Source organism: Streptomyces sp. NPDC038135, assembly GCF_055601245.1.
This window is the reverse complement of record NZ_JBVJXS010000002.1, coordinates 495,685-519,551: the sequence shown is the minus strand read 5'-3', so window position 1 is coordinate 519,551 and position 23,867 is coordinate 495,685. Positions and strand designations below refer to the sequence as shown.

Genomic DNA, 23,867 nt, shown 5'->3' with positions numbered 1-23,867 from the left:
ATCGGGTCTTCCTCCTGGCACATGCCACTTTCCGGCCCGCCGGTCCTGCCGGTGGGAGAGCGGGGCCCGGGGCCGGGGGACGGGAGCCCCCCGGCGGGGTCCAAGGGGCCGGAGCCCCCTGGACCCGGCGCGCCTCAGCGCCCGTTGAACGCGTCCTTCAGCCGCGAGAACAGCCCCTGCTGCCCGGGCTGGAACTGCCCCTGCGGACGCTCCTCGCCGCGCAGCTTCGCCAGCTCGCGCAGCAGCCGCTCCTGCTCGGGATCCAGCTTGGTCGGGGTGGTGACCTCGACGTGGACGATCAGGTCGCCCCGGCCGCCGCCCCGCAGGTGGGTGACGCCCCGGGTGTGCAGCGGGATCGACTGGCCGGACTGGGTGCCCGGCCGGATGTCGACCTCCTCCAGGCCGTCCAGCGTCTCCAGCGGGACCTTGGTGCCGAGGGCCGCCGCGGTCATCGGGATGGTGACCGTGCAGTGCAGGTCGTCGCCGCGCCGCTGGAAGGTCGAGTGCGGCAGCTCGTGGATCTCGACGTAGAGGTCGCCGGCCGGACCGCCGCCGGGGCCGACCTCGCCCTCGCCGGCGAGCTGGATCCGGGTGCCGTTGTCGACGCCGGCCGGGATCTTCACGGTGAGGGTGCGGCGGGAGCGCACCCGCCCGTCGCCCGCGCACTCCGGGCACGGGGTCGGCACGACCGTGCCGAAGCCCTGGCACTGGGGGCAGGGGCGGGAGGTCATGACCTGACCCAGGAAGGACCGGGTGACCTGCGACACCTCGCCGCGGCCGCGGCACATGTCACAGGTCTGGGCGGTCGTGCCCGGAGCCGCGCCCTCGCCGCTGCAGGTGTTGCAGACGACCGCGGTGTCGACCTGGATGTCCTTGGTCGTGCCGAAGGCCGCCTCGTCCAGCTCGACGTCGATGCGGATCATCGCGTCCTGGCCGCGCCGGGTTCGCGAGCGCGGCCCGCGCTGCGACGCCGTGCCGAAGAACGCGTCCATGATGTCGGAGAAGTTGCCGAAGCCGCCGGCCCCGAAGCCGCCCGCGCCCGCGCCGCCCGACTGGGAGAGCGGGTCGCCGCCGAGGTCGTAGACCTGCTTCTTCTGCGGGTCCGACAGCACCTCGTAGGCGGCGTTGATCTCCTTGAACCGCTCCTGGGTCTTCGGATCGGGGTTGACGTCCGGGTGCAGCTCGCGCGCGAGCCGACGGAACGCCTTCTTGATCTCATCCTGCGACGCGTCGCGGCGCACGCCGAGAACGGCGTAGTAGTCCGTGGCCACTTACGACTCCGCCAGGATCTGTCCGACGTACCGTGCCACTGCGCGTACCGCTCCCATCGTTCCCGGGTAGTCCATGCGGGTCGGTCCGACCACGCCGAGCTTGGCAACCGCCTCGCCGCCCGAACCGTAGCCGACCGACACGACGGACGTGGAGTTGAGTCCTTCGTGTGCGTTCTCGTGCCCGATGCGCACCATCACGCCCGGATCCTTCGCCTCGCCGAGGAGCTTGAGGAGCACGACCTGCTCCTCCAGGGCCTCCAGGACGGGCCGGATCATGAGGGGAAAGTCATGTCCGAAACGGGTGAGATTGGCGGTGCCGCCGATCATCAGCCGCTCCTCGTTCTCCTCGACCAGTGTCTCCAGCAGAGTGGAGAGCACCGTGGAGACCGTACCGCGATCCTCGTGGTCGAACGCCTCCGGCAGGTCCTCGACCAGGCGCGGCACGTCGGTGAACCGGCGGCCCGCGACCCGGCTGTTGAGTCTCGCCCGGAGGTCGGCGAGGGCCGTCTCCCCGAACGGCGCCGGGCAGTCCACCATCCGCTGCTCGACCCGGCCGGTGTCCGTGATCAGCACGAGCATCACGCGCGCGGGGGCGAGCGAGAGCAGCTCCACGTGCCGCACGGTGGACCGGGTCAGGGACGGGTACTGCACGACGGCGACCTGCCGGGTGAGCTGCGCGAGCAGCCGCACCGTCCGCGCGACGACGTCGTCGAGGTCGACGGCGCCCTCGAGGAAGTTCTGGATCGCCCGCCGCTCGGGCCCGGTCATCGGCTTGACGCCGGCGAGCTTGTCGACGAACAGCCGGTAGCCCTTGTCGGTGGGGATGCGCCCGGCGCTGGTGTGCGGCTGGGCGATGTACCCCTCGTCCTCCAGGGCGGCCATGTCGTTGCGCACGGTCGCCGGTGACACGCCGAGGTTGTGCCGTTCGGTGAGCGCCTTGGAGCCGACCGGCTCCTCGGTGCCCACGTAGTCCTGGACGATGGCGCGCAGCACCTGAAGTCTGCGTTCACTCAGCATCCGCGCGCACCTCCAGCATGTCTTCGCCCGGCCCTTCGAATCTTCCCCCTGGCACTCTGCGTGTCCGAGTGCCAGCGTTCCCCCGCCAGTGTACGGCCGTGGGGTACTCACCGGGCAAGGTCGGTCCCTCCCCGCCCCGTCCTACCGTTAGCGTCGCGGCATGACCGTGACTTGGGAAGAGCTGGAGTGGGAGCGGTTGGCCGACGGGGTCGGGCGGTGCCGGCTGCCCGGCTGGGACTGCACCGCGGGCCTGGTGCTGGGGGCGGGCACGGCGCTGATGGTGGACGCCGGGTCGAGCCTCGCCGAGGGCGCGCGGCTGCGGGAGCGGGCGCAGCGGCTCGCCGGTCACCGTGTGACCCATCTCGCGCTCACCCACCCCCACTTCGACCACGTCTTCGGCGCGTCCGCCTTCGCCGGGGCGGAGGTGTTCGCCGCGGTCGGCATGGACGCGGCGCTGGCGCACGGGCGCGAGGAGCTGCGCCTGGACGCGACCCGCAACGGCCTGCCCGTGCCGGAGGCCGACGAGGCGGTGGACGCGCTGGCGCCGCCTCGGCACCTGGTCTCCGGGGAGTGGACGCTCGACCTCGGCGACGGACGACAGGCGCTGCTCGCCAACGTGGGCCCCGGCCACACGGCCCACGACCTGGCGGTGCTGGTGCCGGGCGACCCCGAGGTCGTCTTCTGCGGCGACCTGGTGGAGGAGTCCGGCGAACCGCAGGCGGGCCCGGACGCGGTCCCCTCCCGCTGGCCGGACGCGCTGGACCGCCTGCTGTCCCTGGGCGGCGAGGACGCACTGTACGTGCCCGGTCACGGAGCGGTGGTGGACGCGGCGTTCGTACGGCGGCAACGCGAGGAGCTGGCGGCGCGTTTCGGCGTGTCATGAGCACGAGCCCGCCGGTTCTCCTATCGTCATCCGAATGCGCCAGTACTCCGCCGATCTGACCCCTCCCTGGAAGAAGTCCCAGCCCGTGCCGGAGGTCGCGGCGGAGCCGGGTCTCGTGGTGGAGGAGCCCGGTTCCGGGTTCTGCGGGGCGGTGATCCGCTGCGAGGCGGGCACGGTGACGCTGGAGGACCGCTTCGGCAAGCACCGGGTGTTCCCGCTGGAGCCGCGCGGATTCCTGCTGGAGGGCAGGGTGGTGACCCTGGTGCGGCCGCCGTCGGGTCCGGCGCGGGCCACCCGTACGGCGTCCGGCTCGGTGGCCGTCCCCGGCGCACGCGCGCGTGTGGCCCGCGCCGGCCGCATCTACGTCGAGGGCCGGCACGACGCCGAGCTGGTCGAGAAGGTGTGGGGTGACGACCTGCGCGTCGAGGGCGTGGTCGTGGAGTACCTGGAGGGCGTGGACGACCTGCCGTCGATCGTCGCGGAGTTCGCGCCGGGCCCGGACGCGCGCCTCGGCGTCCTGGTGGACCACCTGGTGCCGGGTACCAAGGAGTGGCGCATCGCCGAGTCGGTGACGAGCCCGCACGCGCTGGTCGTCGGCCACCCGTACATCGACGTCTGGGAGGCGGTGAAGCCGGCCTCGCTGGGCATCGCCGCCTGGCCCCGCGTCCCGCGCGGCCAGGACTGGAAGACCGGCGTGTGCCGGGCCCTCGGCTGGCCGGAGAACACCGGCGCGGCCTGGCAGCGGATCCTGTCCCGGGTGCGGTCCTACAAGGACCTGGAGCCGGAGCTGCTGGGGCGGGTGGAGGAACTGATCGACTTCGTCACGGGCGACGGCGAGGTCTGACGCCCTCGCGGGCGCCGGGCGCCGGGCGCCGTAGTGATCAGTCCACCAGGTCCCGTACCACCGCGTCCGCCAGCAGGCGGCCGCGCAGGGTCAGCGCTGCGCGGCCCTCGTCGTACGGCTCCTCCTGGAGCAGCCCCTCCGCCAGCGCCCGGCGTGCGGCCGCCAGCCCCTTTTCCTTCAGCAGGGACAGCGGCACGCCCTCCCGCAGCCGCAGCTCCAGCAGGATCCGCTCCACCCGCCGGTCCTCGTCGATGAGCAGCTCGCGGCCCGCGCCCGGCGACCGGCCCGACGCCAGCGCCGCCGCGTAGGCCCCCGGGTGCTTGACGTTCCACCAGCGCACCCCGCCCACGTGCGAGTGGGCCCCGGGTCCCGCGCCCCACCAGTCCGCGCCCCGCCAGTACAGCTCGTTGTGCAGGCAGCGCCCGGCCTCGGCGGTGGCCCAGTTGGAGACCTCGTACCAGTCGAAGCCCGCGGCGGACAGGCTCTCCTCGGCGATCAGGTAGCGGTCCGCGTGGACGTCGTCGTCCGTCATCGGGACCTCGCCGCGGCGGATGCGGCGGGCGAGCTGGGTGCCCTCCTCCACGATCAGGGCGTACGCGCTGACGTGGTCGGGGCCCGCGCCGACGGCCGCGTCCAGCGAGGCCCGCCAGTCGTCGTCGCTCTCCCCGGGGGTGCCGTAGATCAGGTCCAGGTTGACGTGCTCGAAGCCCGCCGCCCGCGCCTCCGCCACGCAGGCCTCGGGGCGGCCGGGGGTGTGCGTGCGGTCCAGGATCCGCAGCACGTGCTGCCGCGCGCTCTGCATGCCGAAGGAGATCCGGTTGAAGCCGCCCTCGCGCAGGGTGGCGAGGTACGCCGGGTCGACCGACTCCGGGTTCGCCTCGGTCGTGATCTCCGCGTCCGGCGCGAGACCGAACTCGTCGCGGATCGCCGCCAGCATCCGGACCAGGTCGCCGGCTGCCAGCAGGGTGGGCGTGCCGCCGCCCACGAAGACCGTGCGGACCGGGCGGGGGTCGTCGCCGAGGACCTTCCGCGCCAGCCGGACCTCGTCCGTCAGGGTGTCCGCGTAGTTGTCCCGGGAGGCGAGCACGCCGCCGGTGCCGCGCAGCTCGGTGGCGGTGTACGTGTTGAAGTCGCAGTAGCCGCAGCGGGTCGCGCAGTACGGGACGTGCAGGTAGAACCCGAGGGGGCGGTCGGCGGCCCCGGCGAGCGCGGAGGCGGGCAGTGCGCCGTCGTCGGGGACGGGCTCACCGTCGGGGAGTGCGGAAGGCATGTCCCCCATTGTCCCGTACGGCGGGACTCACCCCGCCTGGAGCACCAGCAGGGCCAGGTCGTCCTCGGGCAGCCCGCCGCCGAAGTCGTGCACGAGGCGGCGGATCCGCTCGGCGATCTCCTCGGCGCTGAGCCCCGCGCAGCCGGACAGCGCCCGCGCGAGCCCGTCGCCGTCGTCGAACTGGCGGGAGCCGGAGCGCCGCTCGGTGACGCCGTCGGTGACGCACAGCAGGCTGTCGCCGGGCCGCAGCTCGACCATCTCGCTGGTGTAGGTCTCGTCCTCGACGACGCCGAGCAGGGTCTGGGGGCGGGCGGCGGTGCGCACCTCGCCGTCGGGACGCAGCAGCAGCGGCAGCGGATGCCCGGCGGAGGCGAGGGTGCAGCGGACGCCGCCGTCCGCGTGGGGCGTCAGCTCGCCGTAGAGCAGGGACAGGAAGCGGGTCTGCGGTCCGTCCCCGGCGGCCACCGGCCGGCCGCCGGCCGCGACCAGGGCGCGGGCTGCGGCGTCGGCGGCCTCGGTGGCGTCGTCCAGGAGGAGCTGGTTGAGCCGGTCCAGGACGTCGGCGACCCGGTAGCCCTCGCGGGCCAGCAGGCGCAGCCAGGGCCGGGCGAGCCCGATCACGACGGCCGCCTCCGGCCCCTTGCCCTGGACGTCGCCCACGGCGAAGCACCAGCGGCCGTCGCCCGCCGGGAACAGGTCGTAGAAGTCGCCGCTCGGGCCGCCCTTGTCGCGGGGCTCGTAGACGAGGGCGCTGCTCATCCCGGGGATCTCGGCGACCGCTCCGGGCAGCAGCCCGCGCTGCAGCACGGCGCTGATGGTGGCCTGCCGGGCGTACTGGCGGGCCGCGCCGATGGCCAGGGCCACCCGGCGGCTCAGATCCTCCACCAGGCCGGTGACCTCGTCGGGGAACCGGGGCTGCCCGCACCGCCCGAGGACCATGGTGCCGAGCGGGCGGCCGCCGGCGATGAGGCGGAAGGCGAGGGCGGTGCCGGGGGCGCCGAGCGCCTCGCCGGGCCAGGGATACGGCTCCGGGTCGGGCCGCAGGCCGTCCGGCGGCCGGGGCGGGTCCTTCTCCAGGGCGCGGTGCAGTTCCTCGGCGCGGTCCTCGCCGTCCACCCAGACACGGGCGGGCGCGCCGCCGTCGCCGCCGCGCGCGGTCGCCTCGTCCTCCAGCCAGACCGCGCACCAGTCGGCGAGCCGGGGCACGATCAGCCGGCCGGTGAGGGCGGCGACCAGGTTCTCGTCGAGCTGCCCGGCGAGCAGGTCGGAGGCCTCGGCGAGGAAGGACAGCGCGCCCCGGCCGAGCCAGTCCCGGTCGCCTCCGGCGCCCTGCGGCCGCGGGGCGAGGACCTCGGCGACGTCCAGCGCGTGGTCGGGGACGGGTCCGTCCAGCGGCTCGCCGCCGGGCCGCAGCCGCGCCCACACGGTTTTCGCGCCCCGGCGGTAGGTGACGCCCCAGGACTCGGCGAGGGTGGCGACCAGGCGCAGCCCGCGCCCGTACTCGGACGTCTCGTACGGGGCGTCGCCGGTGCCGGGATCGCGCGGGGCGCGGGAGGGGTGGCGGTCGCCGACCTCGATGACGAAGGCGCCGGTCGCCTCCAGACGCCAGTCCACGTCTACGTCGGTGCCCGCGTGGACGACGGCGTTGGTGACCAGTTCGCTGACGACGGCCATCGCGTCGTCGACGAACCGCCGGGGCGCACCGGGGACCTCGGCGAGCGCGGCGCGCACCAGGGCGCGGGCGGAGCCGGGGGCGAGGGGGCTGCCGGGCAGGCCGGCGTGCCCGCGCACGACGGGTGCGTGGGTGTCGTTCTCCCGCTGCGTCGGTATGGCCGCCATGTCCATGCGGCCAGGGTGACAGACCGGACGCGCGCCTAAGCGGTGAGTGACCGAAGCGAGCGGCAACGCGTGGGAACTGTGCTGCCGAAGGGTGGGAAGACGGTCAGTTCCGGGCGGGATGCGAAGCGAGTCGTAAGGGGCGGGGGCCGCACCGCCGGTGCCGCCCCCGCCTCCTCCCGCGACGGCGTCAGGACTCCCGGGTCCCGGCGTACATCTCGTCGATGAGGTGCTTGTACTCGCGCTCCACGACGGGCCGCTTCAGCTTCAGGCTCGGCGTGATCTCGCCGTGCTCCACGTCGAGGTCGCGGGGCAGCAGCCGGTACTTCTTGATGGTCTGCCAGCGCTGCAGGCCCGCGTTGAGCTCCTTGACGTAGCCGTCGACCATCTCGACGGTCTGCGGCGCGGCCACCACCTCGGCGTACGGCTTGCCTTCGAGGCCGTTGTCCTTGGCCCACTGCAGGATCGCGATCTCGTCGAGGGCGATGAGGGCGGTGCAGTAGTTCCGGTCGGCGCCGTGCACCAGGATGTTGGAGACGTACGGGCACACCGCCTTGAACTGGCCCTCGACCTCGGCCGGGGCCACGTACTTGCCGCCGGAGGTCTTGATGAGGTCCTTCTTGCGGTCGGTGATGCGCAGGTAGCCGTCGGCGGACAGCTCGCCGATGTCGCCGGTGTGGAACCAGCCGTCGGACTCCAGCACCTCGGCGGTCTTCTCGGGCTGCTGGTGGTAGCCGTCCATGATGCCGGGGCCGCGCAGCAGGATCTCGCCGTCGTCGGCGATGCGGACCTCGGTGCCGGGCAGCGGCTTGCCGACGGTTCCGGTGCGGTAGGCCTCGCCGGGGTTGACGAAGGAGGCCGCGGAGGACTCGGTGAGGCCGTAGCCCTCCAGGATGTGGATGCCGGCGCCGGCGAAGAAGAAGCCGATCTCGGGGGCGAGCGCGGAGGCGCCGGAGACGCAGGCGCGCAGCCGGCCGCCGAAGGCCTCACGGAGCTTGCCGTAGACGAGGGTGTCGGCGACCTTGTGCTTGGCGGCCAGGCCGAACGGCACCGCGTGGGCGCCGGTGCGCCGGAAGTTGTCCTGGGAGACCTTGGCGTACTCGCGGGCGACCACGGCGGCCCACTGGAAGATCTTGTACTTGGCCGCGCCGCCCTCGCGGGCCTTGGCCGCGACGCCGTTGTAGACCTTCTCGAAGATGCGCGGCACGGCCGCCATGTACGTCGGCCGCACCACCGGGAGGTTCTCGATGATCTTGTCGACGCGGCCGTCGACGGCGGTGACGTGGCCGACCTCGATCTGCCCGGAGGTGAGCACCTTGCCGAAGACGTGCGCCAGCGGCAGCCACAGGTACTGCACGTCGTCGCCGCTGACCAGGCCGGTCGCGGCGATCGCCTTGGCCATGTACGCCCAGTTGTCGTGCGGCAGGCGCACGCCCTTGGGGCGGCCGGTGGTGCCGGAGGTGTAGATCAGGGTGGCGAGCTGGTCGCTGGTGATCGCGCCGACCCGCTCCTTGATCAGCTCGGGGTGCTTCTCGAGATAGGCGGCGCCGCGCTGCTCCAGTTCGGTGAGGGTGGTCACCCAGTCGCTGGTCTCGACGCCGGCCGGGTCGATGACGACGACCTTGGTCAGCGCGGGCAGCTCGGCCCGCTTCTCCACGGCCTTGGCGAGCTGGGCCGCGTCCTCGGCGATCAGGACCCGGCTGTCGGAGTCGGAGAGGATGAACGCCGACTCGTCGGCGTTGGTCTGCGGGTAGATCGTGGTGGTGGCGCCGCCCGCGCACATGATGCCGAGGTCGGCGAGGATCCACTCGACCCGGGTGGAGGCGGCGAGCGCGACCCGCTGCTCCGGCTCCAGGCCCAGCTCGATGAGTCCGGCGGCGATGGCGTAGACCCGCTGGGCCGCCTCGCCCCAGCTGAGCGACTTCCAGTCGTCGGGGCCCTCCCCGGAGGCCGGGGGCACGGGATGGCGGTAGGCCTCGGCCTCCGGTGTGGCCGCCACGCGCTCCAGGAAGAGGGCCGCCACGGACGGCGGACGGTTCTCGATCAGGGTCTGTGTGTCGCTCACGACATCCTCCGGGGCCCGCGACGGCGCGGCTGGCTCAGGTGCGGCTGGGTTGACTCACGGTGGGGTTGGGACTCGTTGTTTAACTCGCGAGTAACTATCGAGCAGGGATCAGGGTAAGCGGCGACCGGCCGCTGCGTAAGAGGCATCGGCCTGTCACTTTCCACGCAGAGCGACGCTACGCACGCGTAGGGGCCCGCCGCACTTTCGCACGACGAGCCCCTCGGTGTCCGTTTTGGGCATGTGACCGGGAGTAACCTCCGGTTACTTCTTGCCCTTGCCCGACCCCGCGCTGTCATCGCTGGACAGGACGGCGATGAAGGCCTCCTGCGGAACCTCCACGGAACCCACCATCTTCATCCGCTTCTTGCCCTCCTTCTGCTTCTCCAGCAGCTTCCGCTTACGGGAGATGTCACCGCCGTAGCACTTGGCGAGGACGTCCTTGCGGATGGCGCGGATGGTCTCGCGGGCGATGACCCGGGAGCCGATGGCGGCCTGGATGGGCACCTCGAAGGCCTGCCGCGGGATGAGCTCGCGCAGCTTGGCGACGAGCCGCACGCCGTACGCGTAGGCCGCGTCCTTGTGGGTGATCGCCGAGAAGGCGTCCACCTTGTCGCCGTGCAGCAGGATGTCGACCTTGACCAGGCTCGACGTCTGCTCGCCGGTGGGCTCGTAGTCCAGCGAGGCGTAGCCGCGGGTCTTGGACTTCAGCTGGTCGAAGAAGTCGAAGACGATCTCCGCGAGCGGCAGCGTGTAGCGGATCTCGACCCGGTCCTCGGAGAGGTAGTCCATGCCGAGCAGGGTGCCGCGCCGGGTCTGGCACAGCTCCATGATCGAGCCGATGAACTCGGTGGGCGCCAGGATGGTGGCGCGCACGACCGGCTCGTAGACCTCGTTGATCTTGCCTTCGGGGAACTCGCTCGGGTTGGTGACCGTGTACTCGGTGCCGTCCTCCATGAGCACGCGGTAGACCACGTTGGGGGCGGTGGCGATCAGGTCGAGACCGAACTCGCGCTCCAGCCGCTCCCGGATCACGTCCAGGTGCAGCAGACCGAGGAAGCCCACGCGGAAACCGAAGCCGAGGGCGGCGGACGTCTCCGGCTCGTAGACCAGCGCGGCGTCGTTGAGCTGCAGCTTGTCCAGGGCCTCGCGCAGCTCGGGGTAGTCGGAGCCGTCCAGCGGATACAGACCCGAGAAGACCATGGGCTTGGGGTCCTTGTAGCCGCCGAGCGCCTCCGTGGCGCCCTTGGCCTGGCTGGTGACCGTGTCGCCGACCTTGGACTGGCGGACGTCCTTCACACCGGTGATCAGGTAGCCCACCTCGCCCACGCCGAGGCCGTCGGCGGGGAGCATCTCGGGCGAGTTGGTCCCGATCTCCAGCAGCTCGTGCGTGGCGCCCGTGGACATCATCCGGATGCGCTCACGCTTGTTGAGCTGGCCGTCGATGACACGGACGTACGTCACGACACCGCGGTAGGAGTCGTAGACCGAGTCGAAGATCATGGCGCGGGCGGGGGCGTCCGCGACGCCGACCGGCGCCGGGATCTCCTTGACGACCTTGTCCAGCAGGGCTTCCACGCCCAGGCCGGTCTTGGCGGAGACCTTCAGCACGTCGTCCGGGTCGCAACCGACCAGGTTCGCCAGCTCCTCGGCGAACTTCTCCGGCTGCGCGGCCGGCAGGTCGATCTTGTTCAGCACGGGGATGATCGTGAGGTCGTTCTCCATCGCCAGGTAGAGGTTGGCGAGGGTCTGCGCCTCGATGCCCTGGGCGGCGTCGACGAGGAGGATGGTCCCCTCGCAGGCGGCCAGCGACCGCGACACCTCGTAGGTGAAGTCGACGTGACCCGGGGTGTCGATCATGTTGAGGATGTGGGTCGTGCCCTGGTCGGGGCCCTCGGTCGGGGCCCAGGGCAGACGCACCGCCTGGGACTTGATCGTGATGCCGCGCTCGCGCTCGATGTCCATCCGGTCGAGGTACTGAGCACGCATCTGCCGCTGCTCGACCACACCGGTCAGCTGGAGCATCCGGTCGGCGAGCGTGGACTTGCCGTGGTCGATGTGCGCGATGATGCAGAAATTGCGGATCAGAGCCGGGGCGGTACGGCTCGGCTCGGGCACATGGTTAGGGGTCGCGGGCACGCAGGGTCCTGTCTCTTGAGGCGCCTTATGCCTCGGGTCGGATCGATACGTAGCCTCCATGGTCCCACGCGGAGGGACCGAGGACCGTTTTGGGCCGCTCGCAGGGCCACTGGTACTGTAGATGGCTGTGCCTCATGCCCTCTCAGCGCGAGGTACGTCAGAGAAATTTTGGATCACCGGTCCGGGACTCTTCCCGGTCCGGCACCTGAACCTGAAAAGGCTCCTTCGTGGCGAACATCAAGTCCCAGATCAAGCGGATCAAGACCAACGAGAAGGCCCGGCTGCGCAACAAGGCCGTCAAGTCCTCCCTGAAGACCGCGATCCGCAAGGCCCGTGAGGCCGCTGCCGCGGGTGACACCGAGAAGGCCACCGAGCTGCAGCGCGCTGCCGCGCGTGCGCTCGACAAGGCCGTCTCCAAGGGCGTCATCCACAAGAACCAGGCCGCCAACAAGAAGTCGGCGCTTGCTTCCAAGGTCGCGTCCCTCAAGGGCTGAACCTCCTTTCTGATCTGACCGCCGGCAGGACCCAGAGCGGGCCCTCTCTCATCCGCTCCCTACCGGCATCCCGGATCCGCACGCGGCCTGCGTTCGCCACGCGGGTGCGGATCCTCACGTCTTGAACCGAAGGCCTCGGCTCCCTCCCTTCCCCAGGGCGGGCGCCGGGGCCTTCGGCTTTCCCGTGCCTCAGCCCCAGAACGCGTTCTCCTTGTCCACGTCCTCGACGCACTCGTCGATGTCGGTGACCCTGTCGCCGACGATGCGCAGGACGAGGCATCCGTCCACGCGGTGGCGTCGGCCCTCGCGCTCGGCGGTGACGTGGTGCAGGGCCACGGCGTGGCCCCGGCCGTCGACGAAGACATGGCGCAGATCGGCGCGGAAGCTGCCGCCGGTCTCCTGGAAGAGCCTGCGGTACATGCCGATCACCGCGTCCCGGCCCTTGAGGTCGCCCGAGAAGGCGTGGTCGCCGGGCACGTGGTAGGTGACGTCCGCCGTCATCAGCTCGCGCAGGGTGTCCAGATCCACGCGGAGGAAGGCGTCGTAGACCTCGCGGACGAGGGTCGCGTGCGGGTGCTCAGCCATGGCGATCGCCACCTTCCAGCGCGTCGGCGATGTACGGCTGACACGTCCGATTCTCCTCGCCGGCCGCCACGGGGCGACTGGATCACGTCAGGCCCGTACGGCCCAGCCCCTTCGGACGGGAGCGCCCGGTGTCAGCCTCGGCCTCTGGAGCGGGCGGCGCGGGCGATGATCACGACCGCCTTCTCCAGCGCGTACTCGGGGTCGTCACCGCCGCCCTTCACTCCCGCGTCGGCCTCGGCCACCGCGCGCAGCGCCACGGACACTCCGTCCGGTGTCCAGCCCCGCATCTGCTGGCGCACCCGGTCGATCTTCCAGGGCGGCATGCCCAGCTCCCGCGCCAGGTCCGCGGGCCTGCCACCGCGCGCCGAGGAGAGCTTGCCGATGGCGCGCACCCCCTGGGCGAGCGCACTGGTGATGAGCACCGGAGCCACGCCGGTCGACAGCGACCACCGGAGCGCCTCCAGCGCCTCCGCCGTGCGCCCCTCGACGGCCCGGTCGGCGACCGTGAAGCTGGAGGCCTCGGCACGGCCGGTGTAGTACCGGCCGACGACCGCCTCGTCGATCGTCCCCTCCACGTCGGCGACGAGCTGCGACACCGCGGAGGCCAGCTCCCGCAGGTCGCTGCCGATGGCGTCGCAGAGCGCCTGGCAGGCCTCCGGCGTCGCCGACCGGCCGAACGCGCGGAACTCGCCCCGCACGAAGGCCAGCCGGTCCGCCGGCTTGGTCATCTTCGGGCAGGCCACCTCCCGCGCGCCCGCCTTGCGCGCGGCGTCCAGCAGCCCCTTGCCCTTCGCACCGCCCGCGTGCAGCAGCACGAGCGTGATCTCCTCCGCGGGCGACCCGAGGTACGCCTTCACGTCCTTGACCGTGTCGGCCGAGAGGTCCTGCGCGTTGCGCACGACCACGACCTTGCGCTCCGCGAAGAGCGAGGGACTCGTCAACTCGGCGAGCGTGCCGGGCTGCAACTGGTCCGGCGTCAGGTCCCGTACGTCGGTGTCGGCGTCGGCGGCCCGGGCGGCGGCCACCACGTCGCGCACGGCACGGTCGAGCAGCAGGTCCTCCTGGCCCACGGCGAGGGTCACCGGGGCGAGAAGGTCGTCATTCGCAGCTTTTCTGGCCATCGCCTACAGCATCCCACGCGGCACTGACAGTGGACCGGCCCGCGCACCCGGACCGGACCCCGGCCTCTCCCCGGTCCGAGCCCCGACCGGCACCCCGAGGGGAAGCCGGAGTCGCGGGGCCCGGGATCACGGCTCCTCGCGCCAGCCGTCCCACCGGCCCGCGAACGCGTCAAGCTCGGCGGGGTCGAGCCGGCCGGCCTCGTCGCGCAGCGCCAGCAGCCACTGGGCGTCCTCGGCGTCGTCCTCGCCGGCCAGGGCGTCCCGGACCGGCCGGGGGTCCTCGTCGATGCCGAAGTGCTCCGCGAGCGCCTCGGCCACCTCCTCGGCGGTGTCGCGGTCGGGCAGCACCAGCACATGTCTCACATCACTCACGGAAACATTCTCCGGCACGAGGTCACGCCGGTCCGGCCGGCCTGGTTCAGCCCGCCTCCTGCAGCTCGTTCAGCCCGCCTCGTTCAGCTTGCTCAGCCCGCCTCCTGCAGCTCGTTCAGCCCGCCTCGTTCAGCTTGCTCAGCCCACCTGGTCCCTCTGTCGCACCGTAGGCACCACGGCCGGCTCGATCCCGAACTCCTCCCGGTACAGCGCCAGCACCTCCTCGTCCGTCGCCGGCGCCCGTGTCTCCTTCCTCCCGTCGGGTGCGGTGGTGGTCAGCACGCGTCCGCTGAGGGTGAGTCGCCCGCCGTCCTCGGTCAGCCGCGAGCACACCAGGGACCGCGTGAAGTGCGAACGCGGCGAGGTGCTGTGCCACCAGGCCCCGCCCGTGAAGTCCGCGAGCGCCCGCGGCCGCGTCTCCAGCCGGTACTGCGGTTCGCCGTTCCGCAGCACGTCCAGGTCCGCGCCCCCGGCGGCCGACCCCGGCCCGGCAGTACCGGTCACGCCGGCCGGGTCCGGAGCCGCACCGCTCACGCCGGCCGGGCCGGGAGCCGCACCGCTCACGCCGGCCGGGCCGGGAGCCGCACCGCTCACGCCGGCCGGGTCCGGGCCGGCCTCCGTCACCCGGAACGTCCCGCCGGGGTCCGTCTGCTCACCGCGCTCGGCGAGCGACAGCGGGAAGTGGCTGTGCGCACCGAACCCGACGTCGGCGAGCCAGTCGGCGCCGTCCGCCGTCCGTACCCGCAGCGCGAGATGGTCGTACGGGATGCCGAGACGCCCCTCGTCCCCGTACACCCGTCCCGCCAGCAGCTCGACCTCGTAGCCGAGTGCGGTGAGCAACGCCCCGAAGGCGCCGTTCAGTTCGTAGCAGAAGCCGCCCCGCCGCCGGCCGACCACCTTGTCGAGCAGCCGCTCCTCCTCCAGGACGATCTCCTCGCCCAGGTGGATGGAGAGGTTCTCGAAGGGGACGGTCCGCAGATGGCGCAGGTGCAGCTCCCGCAACGCCTCGACGGTGGGGTGCTGCGGGCGCGCGGCCCCGATGCGGCGGAGGTAGGCGTCTGCCTGGGATGGATTCATGCGTCCAGTCTGGGCGGACACCCGCCGCTCAGTCTCTGGTCACCCGCACCTCCCGCTCCGTCCCCCCGCCGCCGACCGCGAGCGCACCGTCCCGGTCGGTGCGCAGCACCATCGCCCCGCCGGCCCGCAGCGCGGCCACGGTCACCGGTGCCGGATGCCCGTAGGGGTTGTCGGCGCCGGTGGAGATGAGCGCCACCCGCGGGGCGGCCAGCCGTATCAGGTCCGGGTCCTGGTACGCCGAGCCGTGGTGGGCCACCTTCAGCACGTCCACCCTCGCGAGCCCGGCGGCGGCCGGGGACCGCAACAGGGCCTGCTGGGCCGGGGGTTCGAGGTCGCCGAGCAGCAGCAGCCGCAGCCCGCCGGACCGCACGAGCAGGACGACACTGGCGTCGTTCGGGCCGTCGGGCTCCGGTGCCGGCGGCTGACCCGGGGCGGGTGGCGCGGGCGGCCACAGCACCCGCCAGCTCAGTGCCCCGCTGCGCCGCTCCTCCCCCGCCACCGCCGTGCCGAGCGGGATGTGCCGTCGAGCCGCCTCCCTCCTGACGAACTCGGCCTGGTCGGCCGGTTCCGCGTAGTCCGTGGTCTCGATCGCGGCCACCGAGCGGCCCCTCAGCACACCGGGCAGGCCCGTGACGTGGTCGGCGTGGAAATGGGTCAGGACCAGCAGCGGGACGCGTGTGACGCCGAGTGCCCGCAGGCAGTGGTCCACCGGCTCCGGATCGGGTCCGGCGTCCACGACCACCCCGGCGCCGTCACCGGCCGCCAGCACGGTGGCGTCGCCCTGCCCGACGTCGCACATCGCGTACCGCCAGCCCGGGGGCGGCCAGCCCGTGATCACCCGGGTCAGGGGTGCCGGCCGGACCAGCGCGAGCAGGAGCAGCCCGGCCAGCGCGGCGCACCACCAGGGGTGCCGCAGCAACCGCCGCCCGGCCGACACGACGGCCACCGTGACCGCCGCGAGCAGCAACGCCCCGGACCAGCTCGCCGGCCAGTCCACTCCCGCGCCGGGCAGCGCCGCGCCGGTCCGGGCGATCCGCGCGATCCATCCGGCGGGCCAGCCGGCGCACCACGCCAGCGCCTTGGCCGCGGGCATCGTCACCGGTGCCACGGCCAGCGCCGCGAAGCCCAGCACCGTGGCCGGGGCGACCGCCACCTCGGCGAGCAGGTTGCAGGGCACCGCCACCAGGCTCACCCGGGCCGACAGCACCGCCACGACCGGCGCGCACACGGCCTGTGCGGCGGCGGCCGCGGCCAGAGCCTCGGCGAGCCGGGCCGGCACTCGGCGCCGCCGCAGCGCCTCGCTCCAGCCGGGCGCCAGCACCAGCAGCGCGCCGGTGGCCAGCACGGAGAGCAGGAACCCGTAACCGCGGGCCAGCCACGGGTCGTACAGCACCAGCAGCAGCACGGCCGTGGCCAGGGCCGGGATCAGGGATCTGCGGCGCCCGGTCGCCAGGGCGAGGAGGGCGACCGAGCCGCAGGCCGCGGCCCGCAGCACGCTGGGGTCGGGCCGGCACACGATCACGAAGCCGAGCGTGAGTGCCGCCGCCAGCAGTGCGGTCGCGCGCAGCGGTAGCCCCAGACGCGGGGCCAGTCCGCGGCGCTCGGCGCGCTGGGCCAGGCCGGGCGGCCCGAGCAGCAGGGCGAGCAGGATCGTGAGGTTGCTGCCGGAGACGGCGAGGGTGTGCGCGAGGTCCGTCTCCTTGAAGGCCTCGTCGAGTTCCGGCGTGATCCGGGAGGTGTCGCCGACGACCAGCCCGGGCAGCAGCGCCCGGGCGTCGGCGGGCAGTTCCTCGGTCGCCTCCCGCAGCCCGGCCCTGAGCCGGCCCGCGAGCCGCTGCGGACCGTTCGGCCCCGCCACGATCTCCGGCTCGGGATCGCCGCGTACGCGTAGCACGGCCGCGGTGCGGTCACCGCCGGTCAGGGCGGGAGCCAGCCGGGCGGTCACCCGAAGCCGGGTGGACGGCAGCAGCCCGAGCCAGGCCGAACGCGCCTCGCGGGGGCCCCGGGTGACGGGTGCTTCCTCGCCCGGCGGCGCCCTCGGCGCCGGGACGTCCCGGTCCACGACCATCAGTACGGGGCTCCGTGTCCGCACGGTCCGCCCGTCGTCCTGCTCGACGCGCCGCACCTCCGCCCGGGCCAGCACCGCCACCGGCGCCGCGTGGTCGCCCCGCACCCGCGGTCTGCTGAGCCAAGGGTCGCCGCTCACCTCGACCTCGGCTGTCAGGGTGGCGAACCGCCGTGCCGACTCCGGCACCGGGCCCCGCCGTACGTCCGCCCCGTGCAGCCCGGCGGAGCCGGCGGCAGCGGCCACGCACAGGAGCACGGCGGCGACCGGGGCACGCGACCGGGCGAAGCGGCCGCCGGCAGCCCGGCGCCGCGCCGCGAGCAGAGCGGCCCCCGCGACACCGCAGCCGACCGCGAGGACGGCGCTCCAGGCCGGCGAGGCGCCGAGCACCAGGGCGGCCGTCCCCCAGGCGGCGAGGGCGGGCGGCACCAGTCGCAGGTCGGCCGGGGCCTCGGACTCGCCCGGGCGGCTGCTCTCGCAGTGGTCCCCGGGGGCTTCCCGGGCGGACCGCGGCCGCGCTGCTCCGGCCTCTCCCCCGCTCATGGCCGCACCATGACGCGCAGGTCGGCGAAACGGCGGTCGCCGATCCCGTTGACCTGGCGCAGCTCGTCCACCGAGCGGAAACCGCCGTGCCGGGTGCGGTAGTCGAGGATGTGCTGGGCCAGCACCGGACCGACCCCGGGCAGGGTGTCGAGCTGATCCACGGTCGCGGTGCTGAGGGAGACCGGGGCCGCGGGCGCCCCGGCCGCCGCCGCTCCGCCCGCGCCGCCGCCGGGCCCGGGCGCCCCGGCCGCCGTCCCCGGGGGCGCGCCGACCAGGATCTGTTCGCCGTCCACCAGGAAACGGGCCCGGTTGAGCCCCTCGGTGCTCGCCCCCGGCCGGACCCCGCCCGCCGCGCGCAGTGCGTCGGCCACCCGGGAACCCGCCGGAAGCCGCCGGATTCCGGGCCTGCGGACCTTGCCGCCGACGTCCACGACGATCTCCGCGGCGGGCGCGGTCGAGGTGTCCGCGACGGACGTGTGCGCAGCGGAGGCGCCGGTGGACCGGCCGGACTTCGCGTCGTCGTCCTTGCCCGCGTACGGCGCCTCGGCGCGCACCACCTGAGGAGCGCTCACCGTCTCCGTGCGGCCCGCCCAGAAGTGCTGGACGGCGAACACGGCCGCCGCCACGAGCACCACCGCCAGCGCGATCACGCCCCGTCGCTCCACCCCGCACCGCGTCTGCAGCCAGAGCGGCAGCCGCTCCCGAAGTGCGAGCCCCGCCCGTTCCCGCATGCCGGGCACGAGCCGTCCCGCCGGCTCGAAGTGGTCAGCGTCGTCCGCCGGTTGTGTCTCGTGAACGCCGGCCGCATCGGCGCCGGAGGCCGGGGCAGCCGGCTCGGCCTCATGAGCGGGCTCGGCCCTCCCGCGCCGAGCGAGGGGCGGGACGGTCGGTGACGGCAGTCCGGGCGCGGGCCCCGTCACGCTCACCGTGCTCGCGGGACGCCAGGCGTCCGGCGGTGGGGCGTTGCCCGACTCCGGCCAGTGCGCGCCGCGTTCGCCGAAGAGAAGGTCCGCGCGGCGTCGCAGTTCGTCGGCGGGCGCGGGGGCGCGGTGCCGGGCGCGGGGGTGCCCTGCGGGGCGGCGGCGGACGCGCCCGTCGGAGGCGGGGCCACGGCCCGGTCCACTGGTCGGGGTGGCGGTGCGTGAACGTGATCGAAGTGCCATGCGACGAGGATCGGACATCCCGCCGATTCGCGATGATCTTGATTGATTTCCGTGGAGGGACGCTCCGTTGTGGAAAACCGCGCCACCCGCACGAGTGACGACACCCCGCACGAGCGCACCGCCGAGCGGCGCCCCCTCAGCGCGGTGAGACGACCGCGCCCAGCAGTCCGGGCCCGGTGTGCGCCCCGATCACCGCGCCGACCTCGCTGACGTGCAGGTCGGCCAGCCGGGGCACCCGGGCCCGCAGCCGGTCGGCGAGGGCGGACGCCCGGTCGGGCGCGGCGAGATGGTGGACGGCGATGTCCACCTCGGCGCCGCCCGCCCGGTCGGCGACGATCTCCTCGAGGCGGGCGATCGCCCGGGACGCCGTGCGGACCTTCTCCAGGGGTTCGATGCGGCCGTTCTCCAGCTGGAGCAGCGGCTTGACCGCCAGCGCGGATCCGAACAGGGCCTGGGCGGCGCCGATGCGCCCGCCGCGGCGCAGATAGTCGAGCGTGTCGACGTAGAAGTAGGCGGAGGTGCCGGCCGCTCGCTTCTCGGCGGCGGTGACGGCCTCGTCCACGGTGCCGCCCGCCTCCGCCGTCTCGGCGGCGGCCAGGGCGCAGAACCCGAGAGCCATCGCGATCATCCCGGTGTCCAGCACCCGCACCGGAACCGGCGCTTCGCGCGCCGCGAGCACGGCCGCGTCGTAGGTGCCGGACAGCTCGGCGGACAGGTGCAGGGAGACGATGGCGCTCGCGCCGGATTCGGCGACCTTGCGGTAGGTCTCCGCGAACAGCTGCGGGCTGGGCCGGGAGGTGGTGACCGGGCGGCGTTTCTGCAGGGCCTGGGCGAGGGAGCGGGTCGAGATCTCGGTGCCCTCTTCGAGCGCCCGGTCGCCGAGGACGACGGTCAGGGGCACCGCGGTGATGCCGTGGCGCTCCATCGTCCGTGGCGGCAGGTAGGCCGTTGAATCGGTGACGATCGCGACATGGCGGGACATGAGCTGGAGGTTACCCGCCGGAGTGCCCCTACGGCAGCCCGGCCCCTGTCCTCCGGTCCCGGCGCGGTCCGGTCAAGTGGTGCTCTCGGGGCGCGGTTTCTTCTGCCAGGGGTAGGCCGGGCGCGGCGAGGGCGGGGTGAGCGCGGCCGGTGCCGGCGCCTCGTCGGAGCGGGGTGCCCGCGGGCCGGGTCCGGGCCGGGCGCTGCCGTCGGCCGCCGCGGGGGCGTCCGGCCACGGGGGCGGCGCCTGCTGGGCCTCGGTGTGCGTCCAGTGCCGAAGGGCGCCCGTCTCGACGTCGATCTGCGCACTCAGCGAGTCCAGGTCGTCCTCCGCGAAGCGGTGGGCCCGGTCGCGGGCCGCCCAGCGGAGCGAGTCCGCGGAGTCGGTGATCCGCTCCGTGCGGCGGCGCAGTTCGGGAAGGTGCGCGGCGAGTGTCGCCCGGTCCGGCTCGGACTCCAGCCGCTTGAGGTCCGCGTCCAGCTCCTGGCCGTGCGCGCTGAGCCGCTGGAAGAGCCCGAGGGACTCCCGGAGCGACTCGTCCTCGGCCACGCCCGCGTGCAGCGCGTCCTGGGTGGCGCGCATCGAGTTGCGCAGCGCGAGCCGCAGCTGGGCGATCTCGCCCGCCGGACCGACCTGGGCGATGGACCTGGCCCGCAGTGTGTGGTCCTCGACCGTGCGGCGGGCCTGCGCGATCGTGCGGTCGACACCGCGCTTGGCGGCGCCGACGGCCTTGACCGTCGCGTACGCGCCGAGCCCGATGAAGACCAGGAACAGCAGGGCGAACACGGTGATCACTGTTTCCATGCCGCTCCTCCTCAGCCCGATGCGGCGTTCGCCGCTGTGCTCTCCACGGTAAACGCAGCGGGCAGGCCCGGGGTTCCGGAAAAACCCCGAACCTGCCCGTAGGGGACTACCCCGAGGTGTCCGGCACCCCGGTCCCCGGCGCGTTCACGTGGCTACGCGGTCACGCCGGAACGATGTTGACCAGCTTCGGCGCCCGCACGATCACCTTGCGGATCGCCGCGCCGTCCAGGGCGGCGACGACCTTCTCGTCCGCCAGCGCCGCCTTCTCCAGCTCCTCGTCGGAGATGGCCGGCGACACCTCCAGCCGGGCCTTGACCTTGCCCTTGATCTGCACCACGCAGGTCACGGTCTCGTCCACCACGTACCGCGGGTCGGCGACCGGGAAGTCCTGGTGGACGACCGAGTCGGTGTGGCCCAGCTTGCGCCACAGCTCCTCGGCGACGTGCGGGGCCAGCGGGGCGACCAGCAGCACCAGCGGCTCGGCGACCGAGCGGGACACCTCGCCACCGGCCTTGGTCAGGTGGTTGTTCAGCTCGGTCACCTTGGCGATGGCGGTGTTGAAGCGCAGGCCCTCCAGGTCCTGGCGCACGCCGTCGATCGCCTTGTGCAGGGCGCGCAGCGTCTCCTCGCCGGGCTCGGCGTCGGTGACGGTGACCTCGCCGGTGCTCTCGTCCACGATGTTGCGCCACAGCCGCTGCAGCAGCCGGAACTGACCGACCACCGCGCGCGTGTCCCACGGCCGCGACACGTCCAGCGGGCCCATCGCCATCTCGTACAGGCGCAGCGTGTCGGCGCCGTACTCGGCGGCGATCTCGTCCGGAGTCACCGCGTTCTTCAGGGACTTGCCCATCTTGCCCAGCAGGCGGGTGACCTGCTCGCCCTGGTGGTAGTAGGCGCCGTCCCGCTCCTCGACCTCGGCCGCGGGGACCGCGATGCCACGGCTGTCGCGGTAGACGTAGGCCTGGATCATGCCCTGGTTGAACAGCTTGTGGAACGGCTCGGCGGAGGAGACGTGCCCCAGGTCGAACAGGACCTTGGACCAGAAGCGCGCGTACAGCAGGTGCAGCACGGCGTGCTCGGCGCCGCCGACGTACAGGTCGACACCGCCGTGCGGCAGGCCCTCGCGCGGGCCCATCCAGTACCGCTCGATCTCGGGGTCGACCAACTGCCGGTCGTTGTGCGGGTCCAGGTAGCGGAACTCGTACCAGCAGGAACCGGCCCAGTTGGGCATGGTGTTGGTCTCGCGGCGGTACTTCTTCGGCCCGTCGCCCAGGTCCAGGGTGACGTTGACCCAGTCCTCGTTGCGCGACAGCGGGGTCTCGGGCTGGGTGTCGGCGTCGTCCGGGTCGAAGGTGCGCGGGCTGTAGTCCTCGACCTCGGGCAGCTCCAGCGGCAGCATCGACTCGGGCAGCGCGTGGGCGACGCCGTCCTCGTCGTAGACGATCGGGAAGGGCTCGCCCCAGTAGCGCTGGCGGCTGAACAGCCAGTCGCGCAGGCGGAAGTTGACGGTGCCCTCGCCGATGCCCCGCTGCTGCAGCCACTCGGTGATGCGGGCCTTGGCCTCGGTGACGCCCAGGCCGTCCAAGGAGATGTCGTCGTTGGCGGAGTTGATGATCTTCGCCTCGTAGGACGCGAAGGCGTCCTCCCAGGTGGAGGTGTCCGTGCCGCGGCCGTCGGTGGGCTCGACGACGCAGTGGATCGGCAGTTCGAAGGCGCGCGCGAACTCGAAGTCGCGCTGGTCGCCCGCCGGGACGGCCATGATCGCGCCGGTGCCGTAGCCCATCAGGACGTAGTCGGCGATGAAGACGGGGACCTGCTCGCCGTTGACCGGGTTGGTGGCGTACGCGCCGATGAAGACGCCGGTCTTGTCCTTGGCCTCGGCCTGCCGCTCGACGTCCGACTTGGAGGCGGCCTGCGCCCGGTAGGCGGCGACGGCCTCGGCGGGCGTGGCGTGGCCGCCGGTCCACACCTGGTGGGTGCCCTCGGGCCAGGCCTGCGGGGTGAACTTCTCGACCAGCGGGTGCTCGGGGGCCAGCACCATGTAGGTCGCGCCGAACAGGGTGTCCGGGCGGGTGGTGAAGACCGTGATGCGCTCGCCGTCGATCGGGAAGTCGACGCGGGCGCCCTCGGAACGGCCGATCCAGTTGCGCTGCTGCAGCTTGATGGCCTCGGGCCAGTCCAGCGCCTCCAGGTCCTCCAGCAGCCGGTCGGCGTAGGCGGTGATGCGCATGTTCCACTGGCGCAGCTTGGCCTTGAAGACCGGGAAGTTGCCGCGCTCGGAACGGCCGTCGGCGGTGACCTCCTCGTTGGCCAGCACGGTGCCCAGGCCGGGGCACCAGTTGACCGGCGCGTCGGAGGCGTAGGCCAGCCGGTACTCGCCCAGCACCTCGGCGCGCTCGACGGCGCTCAGCTCGTGCCAGGGGCGCCCGCCGGGCACCGCGCGCTCACCGGACTCGAACCGGGCGACCAGCTCGGAGATCGGGCGCGCCGCACCGGCCTCGTCGTCGTACCAGGAGTTGAAGATCTGCAGGAAGATCCACTGGGTCCACTTGTAGTACTCCGGGTCGATCGTGGCGAACGACCGGCGCTTGTCGTGGCCCAGGCCCAGCCGGCGCAGCTGGGCCTTCATGTTCTCCATGTTCGCCTCGGTGGACACGCGCGGGTGCGTGCCGGTCTGCACGGCGTACTGCTCGGCGGGCAGGCCGAAGGCGTCGAAGCCCAGGGTGTGCAGGACGTTGTGCCCGGTCATCCGCTGGAAGCGGGCGTAGACGTCGGTGGCGATGTAGCCCAGCGGGTGACCGACGTGCAGGCCCGCGCCCGAGGGGTACGGGAACATGTCCATGATGAACTTCTTGGGCCGGGCGGCCAGCTCGGGGTCACCGGCCAGGTCACCCTTGGGGTTGGGCGCCGCGTAGGTGCCGTCGGCGTCCCAGAAGTCCTGCCAGCGTGCCTCGATCTCGGCCGCCATGGCGGCCGTGTAGCGGTGCGGCGCGGCCACCTCGGCGGTGGCAGCGGGGTTCGTCTCGCTCATGATCCTCAAAGCTCCATCGATCGTCTCTGCCTGCGCTGCCTGCGGCTGTGACACTCAGGAAACGAAAAATCCCCTCGCACAGGAGGGGACGCCGCGCCGATGCCGACCACACGGTTCGACCGGTGGGTCGGTACTGATCAGCGCGGCCCGCTAAGCAGGAGGCGTACGGCACGCATGGCGCTAGGGTACCGCAGCCCTTGAGCAAGCCGCGACGCGCTTCCGTATGCCTGGTGGACATGACACTTCGCCCCGCCACGACTGAACCAAGGTCAGAGATTACTTCGCGTAACAGCCACTAAGGGACACCG

18 protein-coding genes are annotated in these 23,867 nt (G+C 73.1%); 3 read left to right on the top strand and 15 right to left on the bottom strand.

Translation table 11 applies throughout. From position 1 onward, the window contains the following. Positions 1 to 134: 134 nt before the first annotated feature. Both dnaJ and hrcA read right to left on the bottom strand, forming a co-directional pair. The gene (dnaJ, locus tag ACZ7JA_RS06640) at positions 135 to 1,271 is read right to left on the bottom strand and encodes a molecular chaperone DnaJ (RefSeq protein WP_351659486.1); all 1,137 of its coding nucleotides are present in this window, start codon (positions 1,269 to 1,271) and stop codon (positions 135 to 137) included. After that, on the bottom strand, positions 1,272 to 2,288 hold the full coding sequence (hrcA, locus tag ACZ7JA_RS06635) for a heat-inducible transcriptional repressor HrcA (protein WP_389299580.1): 1,017 nt from the start codon (positions 2,286 to 2,288) through the stop codon (positions 1,272 to 1,274). 160 nt (positions 2,289 to 2,448) lie between these two features. Here hrcA and ACZ7JA_RS06630 point away from each other — a divergent pair, with 160 nt between their 5' ends. Both ACZ7JA_RS06630 and ACZ7JA_RS06625 read left to right on the top strand, forming a co-directional pair. Continuing rightward, positions 2,449 to 3,171: an MBL fold metallo-hydrolase gene (locus ACZ7JA_RS06630; protein WP_393430732.1), complete on the top strand. Its 723-nt coding sequence runs from the start codon at positions 2,449 to 2,451 to the stop codon at positions 3,169 to 3,171. Positions 3,172 to 3,205: 34 nt separating this feature from the next. Beyond that, a complete protein-coding gene (locus tag ACZ7JA_RS06625) occupies positions 3,206 to 4,015 on the top strand; it encodes a DUF3097 domain-containing protein (RefSeq protein WP_470807495.1) in 810 nt (269 codons plus the stop codon). Between the two features lie 37 nt (positions 4,016 to 4,052). Here ACZ7JA_RS06625 and hemW read toward each other — a convergent pair whose 3' ends face one another. The 4 genes from hemW to lepA all read right to left on the bottom strand — a co-directional run bounded on the left by hemW (position 4,053) and on the right by lepA (position 11,322). Beyond that, complete coding sequence (gene hemW / locus ACZ7JA_RS06620) at positions 4,053 to 5,285, bottom strand: radical SAM family heme chaperone HemW (protein ID WP_470807494.1); 1,233 nt, start codon at positions 5,283 to 5,285, stop codon at positions 4,053 to 4,055. A gap of 27 nt (positions 5,286 to 5,312) precedes the next feature. After that, positions 5,313 to 7,124, bottom strand: coding sequence for a SpoIIE family protein phosphatase (locus tag ACZ7JA_RS06615; RefSeq protein ID WP_470807710.1), 1,812 nt, complete (start codon positions 7,122 to 7,124; stop codon positions 5,313 to 5,315). 187 nt (positions 7,125 to 7,311) lie between these two features. Beyond that, entirely contained in the window at positions 7,312 to 9,186 is a 1,875-nt protein-coding gene (locus tag ACZ7JA_RS06610; RefSeq protein WP_351659471.1) for an AMP-dependent synthetase/ligase, read from the bottom strand. A 261-nt stretch (positions 9,187 to 9,447) separates the two neighbouring features. Continuing rightward, positions 9,448 to 11,322 carry a translation elongation factor 4 gene (gene lepA / locus ACZ7JA_RS06605; protein WP_351659468.1) on the bottom strand — a complete coding sequence of 625 codons (1,875 nt, stop codon included), beginning with the start codon at positions 11,320 to 11,322 and terminating at the stop codon, positions 9,448 to 9,450. A 227-nt stretch (positions 11,323 to 11,549) separates the two neighbouring features. Here lepA and rpsT point away from each other — a divergent pair, with 227 nt between their 5' ends. After that, positions 11,550 to 11,816 (top strand): 30S ribosomal protein S20, encoded by a 267-nt coding sequence (gene rpsT / locus ACZ7JA_RS06600; protein ID WP_181795096.1) that lies wholly within the window; start codon positions 11,550 to 11,552, stop codon positions 11,814 to 11,816. A gap of 189 nt (positions 11,817 to 12,005) precedes the next feature. Here rpsT and ACZ7JA_RS06595 read toward each other — a convergent pair whose 3' ends face one another. The 9 genes from ACZ7JA_RS06595 to leuS form a co-directional block, all read right to left on the bottom strand. Continuing rightward, positions 12,006 to 12,401 (bottom strand): nuclear transport factor 2 family protein, encoded by a 396-nt coding sequence (locus ACZ7JA_RS06595; protein WP_389299570.1) that lies wholly within the window; start codon positions 12,399 to 12,401, stop codon positions 12,006 to 12,008. Positions 12,402 to 12,532: 131 nt separating this feature from the next. Continuing rightward, positions 12,533 to 13,522: a DNA polymerase III subunit delta gene (gene holA / locus ACZ7JA_RS06590; protein ID WP_351659462.1), complete on the bottom strand. Its 990-nt coding sequence runs from the start codon at positions 13,520 to 13,522 to the stop codon at positions 12,533 to 12,535. A gap of 126 nt (positions 13,523 to 13,648) precedes the next feature. Beyond that, on the bottom strand, positions 13,649 to 13,894 hold the full coding sequence (locus tag ACZ7JA_RS06585) for a hypothetical protein (protein WP_351659459.1): 246 nt from the start codon (positions 13,892 to 13,894) through the stop codon (positions 13,649 to 13,651). A 138-nt stretch (positions 13,895 to 14,032) separates the two neighbouring features. Further along, positions 14,033 to 14,971: an arylamine N-acetyltransferase family protein gene (locus ACZ7JA_RS06580; protein WP_470807490.1), complete on the bottom strand. Its 939-nt coding sequence runs from the start codon at positions 14,969 to 14,971 to the stop codon at positions 14,033 to 14,035. A 28-nt stretch (positions 14,972 to 14,999) separates the two neighbouring features. Beyond that, the gene (locus tag ACZ7JA_RS06575) at positions 15,000 to 17,579 is read right to left on the bottom strand and encodes a ComEC/Rec2 family competence protein (RefSeq protein WP_470807489.1); all 2,580 of its coding nucleotides are present in this window, start codon (positions 17,577 to 17,579) and stop codon (positions 15,000 to 15,002) included. After that, a complete protein-coding gene (locus tag ACZ7JA_RS06570) occupies positions 17,576 to 18,742 on the bottom strand; it encodes a ComEA family DNA-binding protein (RefSeq protein WP_470807488.1) in 1,167 nt (388 codons plus the stop codon). The genes ACZ7JA_RS06575 and ACZ7JA_RS06570 overlap by 4 nt, the downstream gene beginning before the upstream one ends. Positions 18,743 to 18,878: 136 nt before the next feature. After that, positions 18,879 to 19,724, bottom strand: a complete 846-nt coding sequence (locus ACZ7JA_RS06565; protein WP_351659448.1) for a DegV family protein — start codon at positions 19,722 to 19,724, stop codon at positions 18,879 to 18,881. A 72-nt stretch (positions 19,725 to 19,796) separates the two neighbouring features. Then, the gene (locus ACZ7JA_RS06560; RefSeq protein WP_351659445.1) at positions 19,797 to 20,528 is read right to left on the bottom strand and encodes a hypothetical protein; all 732 of its coding nucleotides are present in this window, start codon (positions 20,526 to 20,528) and stop codon (positions 19,797 to 19,799) included. Between the two features lie 160 nt (positions 20,529 to 20,688). Continuing rightward, positions 20,689 to 23,559, bottom strand: a complete 2,871-nt coding sequence (gene leuS, locus ACZ7JA_RS06555; protein WP_351659442.1) for a leucine--tRNA ligase — start codon at positions 23,557 to 23,559, stop codon at positions 20,689 to 20,691. Between the last annotated feature and the right edge of the window lie 308 nt (positions 23,560 to 23,867).